Here is an 18,109-nt window from a genome sequence, read left to right on the forward strand (position 1 = left end):
AACCGTACAAAAACATCCGCTCTCAGGAGCCTATCTGTACAACAACTTTACTCTCTTTCAAACCCTAACTCAAAGGGGTCACTTTAGATTGGCGAAGAGGGGTCAACATCAGTGGTATATCCAATCAAGGTTTGGAAGAAAATCAAAATGTCGGATTTTTTCTGATAGGGTCATGAATCAGGGATTAGGTAATTTTACAAAATCAAAAGCAATTGTCGATAATACTAAAATAGTGTCAGCTGTGGTCTTTGTCAGTATCATACTGATTTTCTGATAGCCTCGATTATATGATTCCGGCGCATTGAGCAAGGCTGCTCCTTTTATTAAAGCGAACATGCAGTCGTAAGTCATGCCGCCTATTGTTTTCTTTAAAACTTCATAATTTTCGAGTTCTAAAATTATTTCGTTACCCAAGTCATTTTGTTTAGATCGGTAAGCACAATACCCCTTTAAGGATTGAAGATAATATGCTTCGATAAGGTTAACCGGAAGCTGTAAAATTTGATCGATGTTTTCAATTATTCCGGCATAGTCTTGGATCTGAATCAGAAACAGTTTTTGTTGGCGCAAATAACAGTGGTAAAACATCGGCCATGGATGCACTGATGCTATTCTTAAAACAAAGAAGCTCCATCAGCACCCGCGATTTTACTTTGTCAAACTGGCGCGCAATTAACAAAATCGGTGAAGAGTGGTTGAAAGCAACGACAGAGGTTCCAGCCGATGTCAGTCCGGCGCAATGGCAAGACCTTGTCCCGTCGATAGACGTTTGGTTATCAGCGAACGATAAAGAAGTTCACTTAATAAGCGATCTGATACCGCGTTTGGATTGGGCCGGGGGAGATATTGGTGTAAGATTGATCTTTGAACCAACAGAAATCTAAAAGCTATATAAAGAATTCGTCATTCAACACAGCACAGTGAGTGCTATAATTACCTCCACGACGAAAGAAGGGAAGGAAAAGCCAAAGTTGGAATTATGGCCGAAGACCCTATGGGATTTTCTGGAGCGCCGCTTACATAGTTTTTTTCATGTCAGTGCATATGTACTTGATGAGGTGAAATTATTAGACCCCATATCTGGCGTAGCTCAATCTCAAAAATTATTACCTAACGCGGTACCTGTTGAGGGCGATCCTTTCAAAGGTTTGATAAAAGTTGATATCATCAACGCTCAGCGGGGATTTAACGATCCGAATAGCGAGAAGTCTACAGAGCCGGTCGGACACGGAAATTTGTCGAGTCAGCTGAGGGAATACTATAGCAAACATCTGAACCCTTATGAAACACCTGCGGCAGCAGATATAGAGGCTTTGGTTGCCCTTGAAGCTGCAAAGGCTGCATTTGACAGTAAATTAACCAGTAGTTTTGAGATCCCCTTAAAAGAATTGGCCGATCTAAACTATCCGGGATTTGGCGGAAATCCCACCATAAAACTGACAACCAAGCTCGAGGCTATAGATGGACTAAATCATAAATCCGCTGTCCAGTTCGAGTTATTGAAATTAGAAGGGGAAAGCGCGAGTTACCCCCTGTCCCTTCCGGAAAAGTATAATGGACTTGGTTATCAAAACCTCATCTCCATGGTCTTTAAACTCATCCGCTTTAGAGATGAATGGATGCAGGTCGGGAAATCTGCAAAACCATCTGCGAACGAAGAGCCAGAGTTCGAGCCTTTGCATCTGGTATTAGTAGAAGAACCGGAAGCCCATTTGCATGCACAAGTACAACAAGTTTTCATAAAAAAAGCCTATGACGTTCTCCGGAAAAACGCTTACCTGGAGAAATACAGTCATTTCAAATCCCAGCTCGTTGTCAGTACCCATTCTAATCATATTGCGCATGAGATCGACTTTACCGCTTTGCGCTATTTCAAGCGCAAGCCAGCCGCCGAAGGGGAGGTCCCGACCTCCACGATCGTGAACCTGTCTGAAACATTCGGAAAGAAAGACGATACAACTAAATTTGCCAAACGCTATTTACGTTCCAATCATGCTGACCTGTTTTTTGCAGATGCCGTTATTTTGGTTGAAGGATCGGCTGAACGTATGCTTGTGCCACATTTTCTTCGCCATGCGCATAAAGATCTCTACAGCTGTTATATAGCGATTTTGGAGATCGGCGGCAGGCACGGCCATACACTCAGGCCGCTACTTGAACAGTTGGGTATCATCACTTTGATCATAACGGATCTTGACAGTGTTGATCCTACAAAGAGAAATTCCTCAGTGTACCCTGTTCCTGGCAAAGGATATAATTCAGGCAACACTGTATTACGCACCTGGTTACCCGCTAAGAAGGGATTGGATGAGTTAATAAAAGTCGCCGCGGCAGGTAAGATTGCTAACGATTTCCCGTTTAGGGTAGCTTACCAGACAGGTATTCAATGTCAGTTTCCAGGAGATGAAAAACCGGTAACGGCCATTCCTTACACTTTTGAAGTAGCGCTTGCCCTGGAAAATAAAGTGACCTTCTCCACATTCAAAGACCCTCAGGATATGATGGCAGATTTCCAGGAAGCGCTTAAACTCAGTACCACCGATGTCGTGAACCGGGCTTTATACGATGCCCTCAAAAGCAAAAAGAAAGCTGAATTCGCATTGGATGTATTGTACTTACATGATCCAACAACTTTGATCGTTCCCGAATATATAAAAGAAGGATTGAACTGGTTGAGTGAACAACTAAATGCCCGCCCCAAAGAAGCGAAATAATGATGAGTGCAAATACAACTACAGATATAGAAAGCGCTGACGATATCATCTTCAATTCGATACAGCCACAAGCTTTAAAAAGCTTCTTTCTTTTTGCCGGGGCAGGGTCCGGGAAGACAAGATCCCTGGTCAATGCCCTGAAGCGTTTCAGAGAAGCGTTTGGGATCGATTACCGTTTGCAGCACCGTAGAATTGCGGTGATCACTTACACAAAAGCTGCCAGCAATGTCGTTAAAGAGCGGATGGAATTTGATCCTCTGGTATTTGTTTCAACAATACATTCATTTTGTTGGGAACTGATCCAGCACTTTCAGCATGACATCAGGAAATGGCGCATAGCAGAACTGCAAGTAGAAATTGATACTTTGGAAGCCCAGATCGTAAATGGCCGTGCCGGCCGCACACTGGAGGATCGTAAAATTAAACTTGAAAAGGCAAAGCAGCGTCTCGAGCAACTCCCTAACATCAAAAAAATTGTTTACAATCCAAATGGTGATAACCGTACGAGAGATTCTTTGAGCCACAGCCATGTGATCAAAATTGCAACGGACTTCATAAGGGATCAACCGCTGATGCAACAAATTCTCATCAATAAATTTCCAATCATCATTATCGACGAAGCGCAGGATACGCGAAAAGAGCTTATCGAAGTTCTATTTGCTCTACAGTCCAAATATAAAGAAAGCTTTGCTCTTGGTTTATTTGGTGATACTATGCAGCGGATCTATCTTGATGGAAAAGAAAATTTAGGCAACACCTTGCCTGAGGATTGGCTTAAGCCTGAGAAAACAACCAATTACAGATGTCCGGTTAGGATCATCACTCTTATCAACCAAATCCGATCAAAAGTAGACACTCATCAGCAATGTCCTGCCGAAAATGCCACAACTGGTTTTGCCCGGCTTTTTATTGTCGATAACGCTAATAAAGATAAAACTAAAGCAGAAGCCGAGATCAGCTCTATGATGAAGGATCTTGCAGGCGATGAGGGCTGGCAAGACGACAAACTTATCAAGAAACTGATCCTCGAACACCACATGGCAGCAAGCCGTTTAGGATTCAAAGAGCTTTACGAAGCCTTGAATGGACCTGAATCTTATCGCACAGGTCTTTTAGACGGTACATTACCATCGATACAGGTGTTTACTAAATTGGTTGCGCCGCTTGTTTTAGCTCATCAGCACAATGACGCCTACGAAGTGATGCGACTGCTGAAAAAGCATTCACCGTTGATGGACCGAACGGCAATGATGGCTTCAGAAAACCAGATCGATTCCATAGGCATTGTTCACGATAAAGTCAAAAATCTTTTAAGCTTGTGGCAGGAAGGATCGGAGCCATCGGTAAAACAAGTTGCAGAAGTCCTAAAGGCAGAAGGATTATTTCTTATCCCCGACGTGATCAATGTGATCTTGTCAAGAAAAGAATCTGGGGAGGATGAAGATGCATCCGGTACGGAAACAAATACCGGCGACGATGAAATCACCGCTTGGGAAACAGCTTTACAAAGACCTTTCGCAGAAATTATCCATTACAAACTTTATGTCGAAGAATCATCCGGTTTTGGCACACACCAAGGCGTAAAGGGATTAGAGTTTCCCAGAGTTATGGTGATCCTAGATGATGAGAACGCAAGGGGGAATTTGTTTAAGTATGAACGATTGTTTGGCGTAGAAGAACTATCCGACCGTGATCTGGCCAATCAAAAAGAAGGTAAGGAAACAAGTCTGGACAGAACACGGCGCTTATTGTATGTTGCTTGTAGCCGGGCAGAACAAAGCCTGGCAATAGTAGCCTATACGAGCCGTCCCGAGGTGCTATCAAAGAATGCGATAGATTTCAAATGGTTCGAAAGTTCTGAAATTCATCTTATTAATTAATTGTCTTTCTTCAAAGGGGTTTTATAAAAAGTCAGATAATTTATCTTTAAGCAAATCCTAACCCATGTACACCCGAAATACTAAAGAAAGAGAAAGCTTACGACGACGGGTTCGACTGTCGTTACCACGAAAACGAGAACAGTAACGCCATTGCTGCGGCTGTTAACGCGCTTCACTTCCCTAGGGAATCGATGCAAAGCTTTCTCGTTCCCCGGAAGTTAAAAGATCCGGATCCGCCTATCCTCCGAGCCCAAAACTCCATCAGGCAGGACCATCAGCTCCACGTGTTGGAACACATGCTCCGGGCCGGTTCTGTTAAGCTGACCGTACGTCCTTTAAAATCAAAACTGGACCGCGCGATACGGATCATGGATACGCTCGTCAAATTATGGCAACATCGCGGATACAGAGCGAAGGTGATCTGACGCATGACATCGAGGCCATGGCGCATACTTTACGATTTGGCGTTCAAGCAAATTATTCGGAAGTGTTCAACATTATTAATCTTTACTTAGTCAATCTTGTAAGGAACTGAACAACAATTTTTTTATGATGATGAAAGATCCGTTTGAACACAACATGGAAATGCATGCTTCCGGTGTCATCGTGACCCGTTTCTTCAGTTATGTAAACTATTTATTCATATCACTTTATAGTCAGATGGATTATGTATCAAAAATCTGTTATGAACTTGAGCACTTAAAGATGACAGAAAAAAAATATGATATGTTGCAGTCATCTGGCATATTGGTAGGTGATGCCAATCGTCTTTTATTTAAAAAAGCGCAGGGGACTATATTCGAAGAGTGTCCTAATATGAGCCCAATTCAAGCACTTCGCAATGAGATCATACAAGATGGTTCGTTTGAGAATACCCCTCAAGTGTTTCAATTATTCCAAGACAACAACATGGTCGAAAAGTATATTTCCTGCCAGACTATACCAATGGTTTTATTGATTCGATTATAAGTCGCAAACGTTTTTTTAGCAAGGGTATTAAATTGAATGACTGCCTTTCTGAATTAATTACAGATTTTTGGAAAAGGATGTTGGCTACATTTACTGCTTCAGAAGTCAACAGGAATCTACTCATGTTAGTTAAGCCCCTTTGATATTCACGATAAAATAGAGGTTAGACTGATTCAATCATTTTTTATTGTTTAGACACATAGGTATTATCTGATGAATCGCCTTACTGATGTGCGTTGTTCATCAGGTACCGTAGAAATAGAATCCCGGAATATAATCTGTTCTGCATCTATAGATACGATATGCTGGTCAAGAACCTCTATATCCTCAAAGGACATTCCATAACGGAGCATCCATATATCTCGGTCACTTTCCGTTCCGTATCTTACATACATCGCTAATTTCTTCGCACGATCATCTTGATATTTTTCAGCATATTTCCAAAATGCGGCGAAAAAAATATCGCTTAATTTAAATCCGATCAGTTTGTCAATATAATCGTAGGTGTCGTACATGATAAGATCGTAAGAAACATCTTTCGCTTTTGTTCCTAACGGAAACAGACTGAACATTCTCAATTCTTTATCTGGAATTTCTTTATATCCAGTAATGAATGCTGCAGGCAACTGATCAAGCAACTGAGGTGACTTTTCTAGTCGGGTCCTCTCCTGAGATTTACTTGCATGCGAATACCTGTACCAGCAGATATTTTTAAAGTTACGGCCGTAGACTCGCCACAGCATAATTTTAACTGCGGTATCTAAAACTCGGGCTTCTCCATCGCTAAGGGATCTGCTGAGATAAAGTGTGTATAAGTTCCTGAAATATGCATACAACGACAACTTCGCATCAATGTCATCAGTGATTTTCTTGAACGCGATTAGTTGGCCATCTTCAAAGACTGAATTTAAAATTTTTTCAATTATACCATCGATACTGTCGGTACTGAGTTTTTCGAGGTCTTTTTCAGTAAGATTATATTCATCCGAATAGGTCCCATTAAGAATAGCCTCCCTAAAGTCATTATAATCATCATTCTGTAAATCTGTTTTTTCGAGAGAGGAGACGTTGTCGAGTATCTCATCATTGGTCATGATATTTCGGAAAGTAGGAATACGTTGCGGGCTATTCACAATCACATATCCATAATCAAACTTTAAATCTCTCGTTGAACGGCCGGCCCTTCCTATAAGGTTTTTAACCGCTAATGGCTTACTGCCCTCTAAGCGGTCAAGATAAACAACGTCAAATGGCATATTAATGCCTTGCTCAAGTGTGGAGGTGGCGAAACAGATGCGACAATAGCCAGCTTTGGTAAATTGTTCAATGATGAGTCTGGTATGTAGAGGGAGTGACCCGTGATGGATAACAATACCCTTGCAAAGTAAGTCTAAAAGCAATGAATAATGGGCATCGTTGCGCTCGGTGTCACCGCCCGTATATTCTTTAAGTTGACTTAAGTATTGGGAAATCGTTTCAGATGGTAATTCATCGCATAACGCCACGTATTTGGCGAATTTCTCCAGAAATTCCCGTTATATATTTTTTGCTTAGATGTATAGATCAGCACTGTACCACCTTTCTGGATGGTCGCTGATAGCGGATCAAATCCGGCAATTGTTTTTTTATGGCCCATTATCTGTTGGTCAATGCCGAAGTGTGAAAACTGTCCATCCGGGTTTTGACATAAAAAAAGCTGTCCAACATTTTTCTGAATGTACTGCTTTGCATTAGCAGTCTGTAGTTCAAAATGATTTTTCTCTATCTGAGATTCGGGATTTTGTACAAAAGGGTGCGCGAAAATAAATTTGGCCTCTGGGTAGGCTTTCTGACATCGACGGACGATACTATCGAAATACAATCCCCGCTTAGAATCTTCATCGCTTAACTGGGCCTCATCGAATAAAAATAAATCAACCTTAAACTGCTCACGCTGTTTAAATAGTTCCCGACAGCGTTCTGGCGTGACGATGAAAATGCTTCTCTTGGCATATCTGGTGTTAATTTTGTCGATAAACGTTAAAATATTAACAGATTGATCCTTAATCTGCTCAGACAGCTCTAGATAATATTCATTAATTAGGGCCCTTGATGGCACAACAACTACAACATCATTTTGACTCTCCTCAATTTGCTTTCTGAATACGAAGGACTTACCAGTACTCGTAGGGGCCGAAAAGCTAAAGCAAGCGTTGCCATTGATGCCCTTAATAATATCTGCCTGTACAGGGGTTAATGTGTAACTATATGTGTCCCGGATATACTGGCGATACTGGGTAAAGATCACTTCGGCGAGCGTATCCCGCGTTGTCGGCTTGTAGAAAACCGCCATATAGTTTAAGATGGGGATTTCGTGAAGCTTAAATTCTTCCGGCCGGTAGAGTGCCAAGTAGGAAAGAATTTCCAGATCAGTAATAGAAGTTGGACCATGCATGTACAGATTCGCCATGACATACTTGAATATATCTGCCGTGTTTTGGCCTCCTATAATACTTTTAATTGCATTCTTCATAAGTTGACTGCAACACAAATTAGTTCTTTGTACTTACTCGCATCAACAAAGTGCTTATTCCGTTGAATACTCTTTACCAGTTGATCGGTAGGAGTGGCCTTGGCCGAAAATGCAGCAATATACCCTTTGTGGCCTTTTACACAGTTGTTCATGGAGTTTTTGCAGAAGAAATCTTTAATGTCATTCAAATCAGATATATCCTGTTGTTGATTTGCGAATCGGATGATCTGTTCTAACGACCTGCCAAAGGCGCTTTGTTTGGCCACATACTTAGCTTCACCGAATAGCAAGATCTCATTTAGATTTCTTGTATAAAAATCAAATCCCGGATTCAAAATGATGTTCTTCTTAAATAATTCAGCAAGGGGAATGTCTAAGTAATTTAGCTTTTCAACAATAGTTTGCCTTGCTAATTCAGATACTACATATTCAGCTGAACTACTGGTAATCTTATCTGCTTTTGCCTTAATGATAAAATTTGCGATATGGTCTGCGGTCTTTTGGGCTCTAACTTGGTAAGAAACCCGCTGATATTCGTCATCAAATTGACTTATCCAAGAAAGGTCATTAAACGAAATCAGAATATTTCTAAGCGTTAAGCTAATATCAGTAGGGTCAATTCTGATAAAACTAATATGATTTTCAATTTGTATGTGGTCAACAATGGTGTAACCGCTCATGAATTTAGATAAAGTATAAGGTAATATATTATCGAATTTACGCAAAACCAATCACCAATGCAACGATTTGAAATATAGTTGTTAGCAATAAAAAAAATGCCCCTTTTAGAATAGTTTGTTAACGTCTCGTGAAAAATAATGTTTAATATTGCAAAGTTATCCACATTCCAGTAACAGGATAGCACCAGAAATGACCTGAATTCAGGTCAAAAGTTTTGTTTCTAATTTGGTGCTGAAATCTCATAACTTGCTGATAATCATTGATTAAGTACTTTCTGTATCGGTAAATAGACTCGAACCGACTTAGTTCAAACTACTACCTTACATTATCAATTATTAAAAGAAGATGATCATTATATTTTTCAAGCAGTTGTAAATACTTGCCTTTCCAATCCGAGGCATCATCGTCTTTATCTGCAACCACGGTTTGAGTAATGCTTTTGGGTTGCAGTTTAAATTGGTCGCTCGTGAATTTATGAGGAAGATCTGAAGAAAAGTCATGCCTTAAAATCAAACCTATTTTTATAAAGATAGAGTCATGCACATACTTCTGATTAAACCAATTATATAATGTCCTTCTATTTATATTCAGAATTTTGGAAAGCTCGCTCAAATTATAGCCATCTCGCCTAATAATATATTCTAGCAACTTTCCTTCGTGCTCATGTTTATTATAGATGTAACTTTTGTGAGTGTCCATATTTTCCTAATTAATAATTATGATTTTTAATTTGTTTGTTAGTGATTTCAAGAGTTCCAAACAATTGTCTTTATTTATATTTAATGGGTAATGCCATAAACCTATATTTATTTGCTTTACCAACAGTCCAATTTGATATTTATCAAAAATATCTCGCCTGCTAAATCTTAGCTGTTTCTTTTTACGCAAATTGTGTGGTGTAAATACGCATTTTTATTGTATTGTTGTTGGAACAGATTCTTTAAGTGAAAGTTATGGTCGTTTTATCACGCTTATGCATAAATTAACAAATGCTTTAGCGTGCGCTTTTAAGCCTTGATATTTAATATTTGCTGGTATGGCAGCACTTATAATACATATTCATTAAATAGAAGATTTTAAAAAGCGTTAACAATTAACGTATGGCATTATGCTATTTTAAATAGCGTTGTGTGAATGTTTTTAGCTGTTTTTTCCAACAACTACGCTGTACTGGCTCTTTCCGTATCAGCCCCAACTATAATAAATGTTATGTCCGCAATGCTTTTTAGGTTAATCCCTTTTTGTTATGCAGGTAGGGGAAAAAGCAGATTTTATACTGAGCTGGCGCATTTTTTAGAAATTATACTTTATTTAAGCTTTTGCTCGCAGTCCACAAGTCTGGTTTTGGAGCTTAAACTAGTAAAAACGGTCAACCACGCATTGGTTAATCAAAGATTTGGTATAGGATTTGGCTATGTGCGATCAACAGACTTTTCCTCGACACCCATTGTAAACAATGGTATCATAGATCTTTTTGTGTTCACTTGGTTTATACTTCACGCAATTTGTGGTTTAAAATTAAAAATACGGTAGTATCAATTTGCTATAAGTTGGGTTTGCTTTTTGTAGATCTGATAATGATGGCTTCTGTGCCGGAATTTAGCTATTTATCGCTGTGGATTTATATAGCTCTCGGCTTTGTAATTCAGCACCTAAAAGTGGAGCCATATAACTATAAAAAGCAAAATACTGCAATAGTCGGACGGATTTTTTCAAAAAGCAACTTAGCTATCTGGGCAAAACTTCTTTCTGAGGTCTGACATTTCAATAATTTTTAAATTTCAGAAAACTCACTACGCCCTTAAATAAAAAAGCCCTTATCAGTAATATACCGATAAGGGCCTCTGTATAATTTTTGTGGTTTATTTCAATAAAAGTGCATCAGCTGAAAGCTTATTCTTCCATACCTTAAATGGAGTTGTCCATTTCATTAATCCGTAGTTAGATTCTTGCCAGCTTTTTACCGGTTCGTCAAATAATTCGTAAGCTATGGCAACTTTAACCTGTGGGTTTCTCTTGCATTTTACTAAAAAGTTTGCTATAAACTCTTTCTGCGCCGCCTCATTCTGTGCAGCAGTGAGAGATGATTTGTATCGATAATTAAATTCCGTGAACCAAATAGGTTTGTTAGGGAAAAGACTTGATAGTTTTAAGGTGATATCCGGGATGTTATTTGGAGATTTTGGTGCATTGTTTTCCATGTCAGAATACCATTGGTAAGCAACAACATCGTAATTTACTCCATACCAATCCAGCATCCTTAAAAACGCATAATGTAACCATCCGGCGCCGATCATCGTTTTTGCGCCAGGGTCTTTAGATTTGATGCCATCATCCATACCCTTTAAATATGCTGCAGTGACGTTGAACTTAGCACGATCGTAGTGATCCTGGCTTCGTCCGGTGGTTTTAGGCAGTAGCAGATCAAGTTCAAGATCGTTACCAAGGTTGTAATAGGTAAAATACTTGCCATATTTTGCAGCAAAATTTGCACCCAATGTTTTGCCTTTTTTATAAGACTCTGCCTGGCTATCATTAAAATCCATGGTGCGCAAGTATATCATGGGTAAGATGTTAACACTGCCGGCGGCAGCAGCTTCCAGCAAAGGATCAAACAGGTGCGGTACGGTAACTGTTCCGCTAGATGTCACCAGTGCGCCAATGCGATACCAGTTCATGCCCATTCCTTTAATAAGTTTAATCTGTGTAGCTGCAGACACATTTTGATAAGGCTCACTTCCGAAAGGATGGCCAACAACACCGGTTTGCAAGGCAGAGCCGCTAAGAAGATTTTGAATTGAGCCTACGGCCATGGCAGAACCTGAAAGTTCTGATGCTGATCCGATAGTTGCCTCAGTTTTGCTACTATCTGAAAGGGGTAAAGTAGCATCTTCTTTTTTGCACGAAAACAGTCCAATCAACGCGGTACACAACAACACTCCGTGCTTTTTAATTTTGTAAGTTTTAATCATTATAAGGGGTTTTTAAAAAGATTTAACCTTTTAACGGTAAAACTTATAGGAATGATATAGTAGATGACATTTTAATTAGAAATTACTAAAAGTAAGCACTAAGAAAACATTTACTTACGGCGAATGTATGCTGACGATTGTGATTGGGTGCCAACTTTAATTTAAGACGTCATGTGACCACAAGCTGTATGGAGAAGATGTGGCTTGTCTTTAGATTTTTTAAATGTTTTTCAGATAATTGCTTGAGACGGCTGAAATACAACCACATACTTGTGTGTAGTACACACTAATAAAATTTAACTTAAGTTGCCGGATGCGCTAATAATTCATCCATTGCTATACGCAAACACCCTTACAATGATTTTATACCACTGCGGAGCCTGAAGAGGGCTCTTGATGTATTAGTTTATCGTTTTCTTTAGCGCTGATTACTGGCTTGCCGAATTTGAGCTTCTCGCCAAAAAGTAGAGTAGACAAAAGTTTAAATCTTCCTAAAACCAATTGAAGAGCAACCGGAAACAAAACGCCCGCTGCTACGCCACATGAAACCTGAATAACCATGTTATTTATATGAAGCTTATTCATTATCACACGTGATGCAACAGCGCCTAAAATATGAAATAAATATATCCCGTAAGAGAAGCCTCCCAGCCAAATCAACTTTTTATTTGTCCAATTAAGCCGTATCAATAATATGCATGCCGACGAGCCTACTAAGAATGCCAGTAAACTGTTAATTCTAACATTGTCGGCAATATTAAAAAGGTACAACTGATATGTATAACAACATATAAATATCACGACCGCAACGTAAACGGTGCCGGTTTTGAATACGGTGTCATAAAACCTTTTCAATATTAAACCAAGTGTAAAGAACGTGAGCAAAAACGGAACCTTATTGATGCTGAAATTATTGAACTTATAAGGTAGAAGAATGTAAATGAGTGCCGATATTACCAGGCACAACATAGCATACTTAAACGATTTTAGGAGATTGAAATTTTCCAGTATTACAATTATTAAAAACACAATGAGCATACCCTGCAAAAACCAAAAATGTGCATATGGGTACAGGTAAATAAAGCGGATATCTGCAAGGTTGGTTTTTGCATTTGTACCAGGGCTAAAGTGTTGTATCAGGTAAAACAGCGTGGAGACGACAATAAGTGGGATAAGAAGCCGGTTAATCTTTCCTAAAATAAATTTACCGTTTGACGGAAACTTATATACAGGTTTGTAAGCGTATATATAGCCCGACATTACCGTAAAAAGTGGCATGCGTATATATTCAAACGCATAGTAAAAAAACCTCCAGGATGAGTTGTCTGCAACTTTTAGCCCATCTGTTGCTTTTGCTCCAATTACATGCCCCGAAACCATTAATATAATAGCAACGCCACGTAAAGTTTCGATAGCTAAATTTTTGTTTGCTTTACCGGTGTTAAGCATGTTGTAATTGTTTAAAAAGGTTTACGAAGTTTTTACCACTTGCGAATGAATGCGCAATTTTATCTGATCTATAACAGGGAGTTACGGAATAACTATTTTGGAATTCCATACCTCATCTTGAGCGCGCACCGAGGTGTTCAAAAAAACTTGTTTGCCGCTTCGGCTGTAAACGCCGAGCGTAATTGGCTGCTTGGCATCTAACGACTGAATGTTGATGTCCAGGTTATAGTTTGCTTTGTACCTGATGTAATTTATAGCCGTACTTTCGTTTACTGTAAAGCTGTTAAGCTGGCCGGCAGTTGTGTAACTAACGCTGCAGTTGCTGCATTTAACAGTAAGTTTTGCATAGCCGTAGTCGCGGTCTGTTCCATCGAATTTCTTACAGCTAAACACCATTAATGATAATGTAAATAATAAAAGGACTTTTTTAGTAGAATTAAGCATCGTGAGTGTTGGCTGTTTAAGCGATATTGTATTGGTTTGTTCCATAATAAGTTTAATAACCGTAAAGGTATAACAACCATAAAGCCCAATATTCTTATTTACAAGGTTGTATAGCCAAATGAGTAGGTGTGTGAAAGTACCGGGAATATGGCTGCAGCTTAATCAGTTTAAAAGCCTGTTTAAACCCTTAATTCCAAATTTGAGATTATAGTGAGCATACAAGTATTAAGCGGTTTTAAGCGCAGGTGAGAATAATTATCTTGGGGTCTTGATAACTATGTGTGCAAAAAGAGTAACTTAATCGTTATCAAAACGTATAAGTTTGTAACCCTAAAATATTTAAATGAAAAGAATAGCCACCGCCATAAAAGTATTTATGCTTCTGATATCCAAAAAGGACATTAGTTTGAGCTTAAGGTATGATGAGAAAGAGCTAATTTTTGAGGAAGGGGCCTATGCCGAGAAAACGGCATTTTTAAAAGATCTGCAAAAGCGCAATAATCTTCCGGATCACGTTCTTAATCAATACAAGGACGTCCTTTCCGACTTTGATCATAAAAATAAAGTTTGATTTTTCGAGCAATCAATTGGTTGTCTGCCCGCATCAAACGCTTATTGATTAAATAACAGGCCTTCCAATAAGCCTTTTTTAAAAGTATTTACGTCATTAAACAGCAAATCATTTACGTCAAAGCTGCCGTCTAACCATTCTCTTGCATCTAAAGCTGCCCGCCATAAAGGGTTATCCGGGTACTCATGAAATAGTTCGGTAGGCGTCAAGAAGTTTGAATTTATCCATACAATGGTGCGATTGTTTTTTAGAACATCAATCATTGCAGCAATTCTCTTCTTATTATCATGTCCAAAACAGCAGTATGGAACGCAAGTAATCAGGTTTTTTTCAAGCTTCAAAATGGCTTCCTGAACATCTTTTAATGCTCTTTGCATATATTAATCAATAGTTAGGAATGTTTACGTTGAAAGCCACTTTAAGGTTGCTTAATTTATTAAATTGATTAATATCATTCAAAGAGCTTCGCAGGTAAGGCAGCTTATCCGCTAAATAAGGTTTAATATTTGTTGATTAAATAAATGTTGTCCTGTATTCATAATTGCTGCCTTTTTCCTAGATAAATCACTGCCGGTTATATAAGTGTCCGTAATGATCACAAGGGCTTCATTGACTGCTTTCCACACGCGTATGCCTACTTTTTCAAAATTTATATTCCGGTCGTAAAACTTGGTCCTATCTTAAAGGCAATGTATAGCACCTCAATCACCACTTGAAATTGACGCGTGCATGTACAATGTAGTTGGCAGGAGCGTTTGGCCGTTGTATATATCTTTACGTATCACAGGCCGGGTTCGTTTTTTTGCTTTATAAAATAGTTCGAGGGTGTCAGCGTCACTTACTTGGCAACATCATGATACGAAGCAATCTTTCTTACTAAAACAGGTAAGTTTTTATCAGCCGTTTCAAAGTAAGCGGCGGTTATTTCATCTGTACCTTCAATTGTTTCCTCACCATTGATATTATTATCATAATAAGCGAAGCCAACTTTTGTATTAAAATGCAGGGCTTGCAAAATCATCTGCAACCCTGGCTCCCAGTCATTTTATGCTTCATATTGCCAAATTACGCTTAGCTTCAATTTTTAGCTGTTGCGGATAGTGTCAACCTTTAAATTATGTGACAGTGTAAATATTAGGCCTTTAGCTACAGGTTGCAGCCCGAAATCTTCAATAGCTACTCGAACCTTTTCGCTATTCGCTGTATTTCAATTTGATCAGCCTGCCCGTTACCATCTGCCAGTTTTTACTCGTCTATAATTGGGTTAAATGCAAAATTTTGCGTTAGGCCGATTAGCAGGTTTATCAACACTAAAGGTTAAATAATGAAAACTTACAACTTTGTAAGATAGCCTCCTGATAATCAATGTTTACATAGTTGCACAACCTGTTATACACTTTAATTGGTAACGGCTTTTTATAATACCCAAAGGCTAATTTTATGAAAATTTAAATATGAAAAAATCATACAATATGCTTTTGCTTCCTGCGTCAAAAAGATCTGTTTTTAGCTGTTTAGCGTTGCTGGCTTTATCATTCGCGTTTAATTCGGGATGTAAAAAAGACGATGCAAACCCCGACAAGGAGTTTGGCGAGGGTAAATTAACTGTACAATGTGCCGGGCAGTGTATTGTACGTTACAGTGTTGCAGACAATGTTAATAATGCTATTGTTAATAAAACCCAGGGAGAGTATCGCATAAAATATCAAAGAAATTATGCCTTAGCTATTGATGTTACACCTGCAGATGTTGACCAAAACATTGTTGTGAACGTTTACAGCCGCGAGGGTAAACAAATATACCATAACGAGGCCAACAAAAGTGTTAACAGCATTTGGTCGGCAAAGGTGTTGATACCGTAATCAAAGTGAATAATTAATAAGCAGGTTTTTATAGTTCAGTTATAGTTAGTAAAGGCAGAGCGACGTATGTCAATCTGCCTTTTACCTTTTCGTCCGCTTTTGTAGTGGTTATCATAAGCTTTTATGGTACTGCTCAAGCAAAAGGTTGTTATATTTTTCTAAAAGATCAATATATCTATCCTTCCATACCGGGCCTCCTTCCACATTATCGGAAGCGAGGTCATCTAATGGCTTGATAAAGTCGTCGGCGGTAAATAATTCCGGGAATTCTACAGAAAAATCATGATTTATAAAGTGGCCAATGCGGTGTATTATATCAGGCTTAAGATATTTTTGATTAAACCAGTTATAAACGCACTTTCTGTTAATGTCTGCCAGCCGTGCAAGTTCGCTGATGCTAAAGCCCTTTTTTCTGATAGTAAGTTCAACTATTTGCCCGTAATGTTTATCCATAAGTAATTTGTTGTGATGTTATTTTAGTTTGGTTGCAGGTAATATCATATTTGAGTCCACTTTTATAGTTAATGCATAGTTCATGGATTTTATCACCATTACAACTGTTTTGCCGTTTATCTGGTCAATAGCACCCATGTAATTGTCCCATAAACCGCCGGTTATTAACGCTTCATCTCCAACTTGAAGACTGTTTAGCGGCACAGCTTCCAAATCACTGTAACTACTTATAACACGCTTAATGTTTTTAATTTCATTTTCTTGCACAACAGCAGGTTTGCCGCAAAATGTTATGTAAGTAACCACGCCCGACGTTTGTACAATTTTTTCTAATTCCCGGGGCGTTGCGTAAACAAACAGGTAAGAATTAAATAAGGGAATTTCGACCGTTTTATTCCTGTCTACCCATTTTTTTGTGGTTTTTATGAGCGGACAATACGAAATGATATTTTGATCCTTTAACAACCGATCAACTTTCTTTTCCCATTTTGATTTCGTATAAAGCACCATCCAGTTAGGATTGTTGAGGTTTATCATAATTATTGCCCGCTTTAAGTAAATGGTATCAATTTGTCATTATGGTGAAATAACCACACATTTTATCCAAATTAAGGGGAAAGACCTCTTTAATAAGGCAACTAAATTGGTTGTATATGAATTTGTAAAAAGATGTGCATGCATTGCAACTGTTAAAATAATCCATCTATAGCGTTAATGATAGCCGCCTTAACTAAGAGCACACTTGTCATTTTTCCTTCTACGCTTTATCACCGAGTACTCTTTTATACAGCCTTTCCCATAAATACACATAAAATGTACAACTGGTCCAAGGCTTAAGCAAGCAGCCTTAATTTGGCTTAAAATTGTATCACATAAAGCTGTATAGCATTTAAAACTGTAAGCAGACAGGCGAAGCTGTATCTGATGATACGCTTTTACTAGGAAGCCCCGGCAGATTTAAAGAATTAACCGTACCGTAGATGTAAATCATGGTTTGCTCACCATAGATGACTCTCGCAAATCAAGAATTGTATTGATAAACATAAAGATTTAATCAATTGTAAACCTCGGTGTTAAAGGCTGCCTCTCTCAAGGGCAGCCTTTTTTAATTTTATGATAGGCTAACTGATAAAGTTCGTTTAATAGATTGTCGCAATCACCGGTTGGTGATGTTACAAGCCGCCGATTATAGGATATGTGCAGGTGAGGATGAATTATAGGTACGAATGCAAACTAATCAGGGTTAGTTGACAAGTTGTGTTCCAACAAGTCAATCTGATTGCCAATAGCTTCCAACTCAGCCATTGAAATGGCCTTCACGCTGCGTGATATAATTTGGTATTTTTTATCAACCCCTTTGTAAATTGTCGCAAGCCAGTTATGCTGATCATAAATAAAAATTTGAAGTATAGAAGTTAGCGTATACTTAAAGCTTAGCACGGAACTAGAACCATTGACGTTACATTGAATAGCGGATTTTTTCATGGCCTTACTTAATTGAACTATATCAGAATTATAAAATTTAGCCTTTATAACTATATTCTTCGCAGGGGACCGACGTAAGTTGCCGACTTGGTTTTAGCGGCCGGCCCTTACTTTCTA

General features: G+C 38.7%; 19 protein-coding genes. 6 read left to right on the forward strand and 13 right to left on the reverse strand.

The features are described 5' to 3' along the window. Window positions 1-177: 177 nt before the first annotated feature. On the reverse strand, window positions 178-570 hold the full coding sequence (locus tag FPZ43_RS00005; protein WP_146379798.1) for a hypothetical protein: 393 nt from the start codon (window positions 568-570) through the stop codon (window positions 178-180). A gap of 23 nt (window positions 571-593) precedes the next feature. Here FPZ43_RS00005 and FPZ43_RS00010 point away from each other — a divergent pair, with 23 nt between their 5' ends. From FPZ43_RS00010 to FPZ43_RS00025, 4 genes are all read left to right on the forward strand, one after another. Next, on the forward strand, window positions 594-884 hold the full coding sequence (locus FPZ43_RS00010) for a hypothetical protein (RefSeq protein WP_146379799.1): 291 nt from the start codon (window positions 594-596) through the stop codon (window positions 882-884). Window positions 885-920: 36 nt separating this feature from the next. After that, complete coding sequence (locus FPZ43_RS00015) at window positions 921-2,714, forward strand: ATP-dependent nuclease (RefSeq protein ID WP_186461725.1); 1,794 nt, start codon at window positions 921-923, stop codon at window positions 2,712-2,714. Then, window positions 2,714-4,594 carry a UvrD-helicase domain-containing protein gene (locus tag FPZ43_RS00020; protein ID WP_146379801.1) on the forward strand — a complete coding sequence of 627 codons (1,881 nt, stop codon included), beginning with the start codon at window positions 2,714-2,716 and terminating at the stop codon, window positions 4,592-4,594. Before FPZ43_RS00015 ends, FPZ43_RS00020 begins: the two co-directional genes overlap by 1 nt. Before the next feature lie 549 nt (window positions 4,595-5,143). Then, a complete protein-coding gene (locus tag FPZ43_RS00025) occupies window positions 5,144-5,563 on the forward strand; it encodes a hypothetical protein (RefSeq protein ID WP_146379802.1) in 420 nt (139 codons plus the stop codon). 206 nt (window positions 5,564-5,769) lie between these two features. Here the strand turns inward: FPZ43_RS00025 and FPZ43_RS19385 are convergent, their stop codons facing one another. The 7 genes from FPZ43_RS19385 to FPZ43_RS00055 all read right to left on the reverse strand — a co-directional run bounded on the left by FPZ43_RS19385 (window position 5,770) and on the right by FPZ43_RS00055 (window position 13,666). After that, window positions 5,770-7,068 (reverse strand): helicase-related protein, encoded by a 1,299-nt coding sequence (locus FPZ43_RS19385; RefSeq protein ID WP_222430904.1) that lies wholly within the window; start codon window positions 7,066-7,068, stop codon window positions 5,770-5,772. Further along, entirely contained in the window at window positions 7,020-8,075 is a 1,056-nt protein-coding gene (locus FPZ43_RS19390) for a DEAD/DEAH box helicase (RefSeq protein WP_222430905.1), read from the reverse strand. Before FPZ43_RS19390 ends, FPZ43_RS19385 begins: the two co-directional genes overlap by 49 nt. Beyond that, a complete protein-coding gene (locus FPZ43_RS00035; RefSeq protein WP_146379803.1) occupies window positions 8,072-8,755 on the reverse strand; it encodes a hypothetical protein in 684 nt (227 codons plus the stop codon). Before FPZ43_RS00035 ends, FPZ43_RS19390 begins: the two co-directional genes overlap by 4 nt. 316 nt (window positions 8,756-9,071) lie before the next feature. Next, entirely contained in the window at window positions 9,072-9,455 is a 384-nt protein-coding gene (locus FPZ43_RS00040) for a helix-turn-helix domain-containing protein (protein WP_146379804.1), read from the reverse strand. A gap of 1,163 nt (window positions 9,456-10,618) precedes the next feature. Next, a complete protein-coding gene (locus FPZ43_RS00045) occupies window positions 10,619-11,728 on the reverse strand; it encodes a hypothetical protein (protein ID WP_146379805.1) in 1,110 nt (369 codons plus the stop codon). 363 nt (window positions 11,729-12,091) lie between these two features. Further along, complete coding sequence (locus FPZ43_RS00050; protein ID WP_146379806.1) at window positions 12,092-13,177, reverse strand: acyltransferase family protein; 1,086 nt, start codon at window positions 13,175-13,177, stop codon at window positions 12,092-12,094. A gap of 81 nt (window positions 13,178-13,258) precedes the next feature. After that, entirely contained in the window at window positions 13,259-13,666 is a 408-nt protein-coding gene (locus tag FPZ43_RS00055) for a hypothetical protein (RefSeq protein ID WP_146379807.1), read from the reverse strand. 298 nt (window positions 13,667-13,964) lie between these two features. On the opposite strand from FPZ43_RS00055, the gene FPZ43_RS00060 reads away from it, so the two are divergent. Continuing rightward, window positions 13,965-14,192: a hypothetical protein gene (locus tag FPZ43_RS00060; protein ID WP_146379808.1), complete on the forward strand. Its 228-nt coding sequence runs from the start codon at window positions 13,965-13,967 to the stop codon at window positions 14,190-14,192. A 41-nt stretch (window positions 14,193-14,233) separates the two neighbouring features. Here the strand turns inward: FPZ43_RS00060 and FPZ43_RS00065 are convergent, their stop codons facing one another. Both FPZ43_RS00065 and FPZ43_RS00070 read right to left on the reverse strand, forming a co-directional pair. Further along, on the reverse strand, window positions 14,234-14,569 hold the full coding sequence (locus tag FPZ43_RS00065) for a hypothetical protein (protein ID WP_146379809.1): 336 nt from the start codon (window positions 14,567-14,569) through the stop codon (window positions 14,234-14,236). A gap of 461 nt (window positions 14,570-15,030) precedes the next feature. Beyond that, a complete protein-coding gene (locus FPZ43_RS00070) occupies window positions 15,031-15,213 on the reverse strand; it encodes a hypothetical protein (RefSeq protein WP_146379810.1) in 183 nt (60 codons plus the stop codon). A gap of 433 nt (window positions 15,214-15,646) precedes the next feature. On the opposite strand from FPZ43_RS00070, the gene FPZ43_RS00075 reads away from it, so the two are divergent. Further along, window positions 15,647-16,054 carry a hypothetical protein gene (locus FPZ43_RS00075; RefSeq protein ID WP_146379811.1) on the forward strand — a complete coding sequence of 136 codons (408 nt, stop codon included), beginning with the start codon at window positions 15,647-15,649 and terminating at the stop codon, window positions 16,052-16,054. A gap of 111 nt (window positions 16,055-16,165) precedes the next feature. Here the strand turns inward: FPZ43_RS00075 and FPZ43_RS00080 are convergent, their stop codons facing one another. The 3 genes from FPZ43_RS00080 to FPZ43_RS00090 all read right to left on the reverse strand — a co-directional run bounded on the left by FPZ43_RS00080 (window position 16,166) and on the right by FPZ43_RS00090 (window position 17,992). Continuing rightward, window positions 16,166-16,507 (reverse strand): helix-turn-helix domain containing protein, encoded by a 342-nt coding sequence (locus FPZ43_RS00080; RefSeq protein WP_146379812.1) that lies wholly within the window; start codon window positions 16,505-16,507, stop codon window positions 16,166-16,168. An 18-nt stretch (window positions 16,508-16,525) separates the two neighbouring features. Continuing rightward, window positions 16,526-17,044, reverse strand: coding sequence for a UpxY family transcription antiterminator (locus tag FPZ43_RS00085; protein ID WP_146379813.1), 519 nt, complete (start codon window positions 17,042-17,044; stop codon window positions 16,526-16,528). A gap of 696 nt (window positions 17,045-17,740) precedes the next feature. After that, the gene (locus FPZ43_RS00090; RefSeq protein WP_146379814.1) at window positions 17,741-17,992 is read right to left on the reverse strand and encodes a hypothetical protein; all 252 of its coding nucleotides are present in this window, start codon (window positions 17,990-17,992) and stop codon (window positions 17,741-17,743) included. Window positions 17,993-18,109 lie beyond the last annotated feature (117 nt).

The organism is Mucilaginibacter pallidiroseus (genome assembly GCF_007846085.1).
GTDB classification, from domain to species: Bacteria; Bacteroidota; Bacteroidia; order Sphingobacteriales; family Sphingobacteriaceae; genus Mucilaginibacter; species Mucilaginibacter pallidiroseus.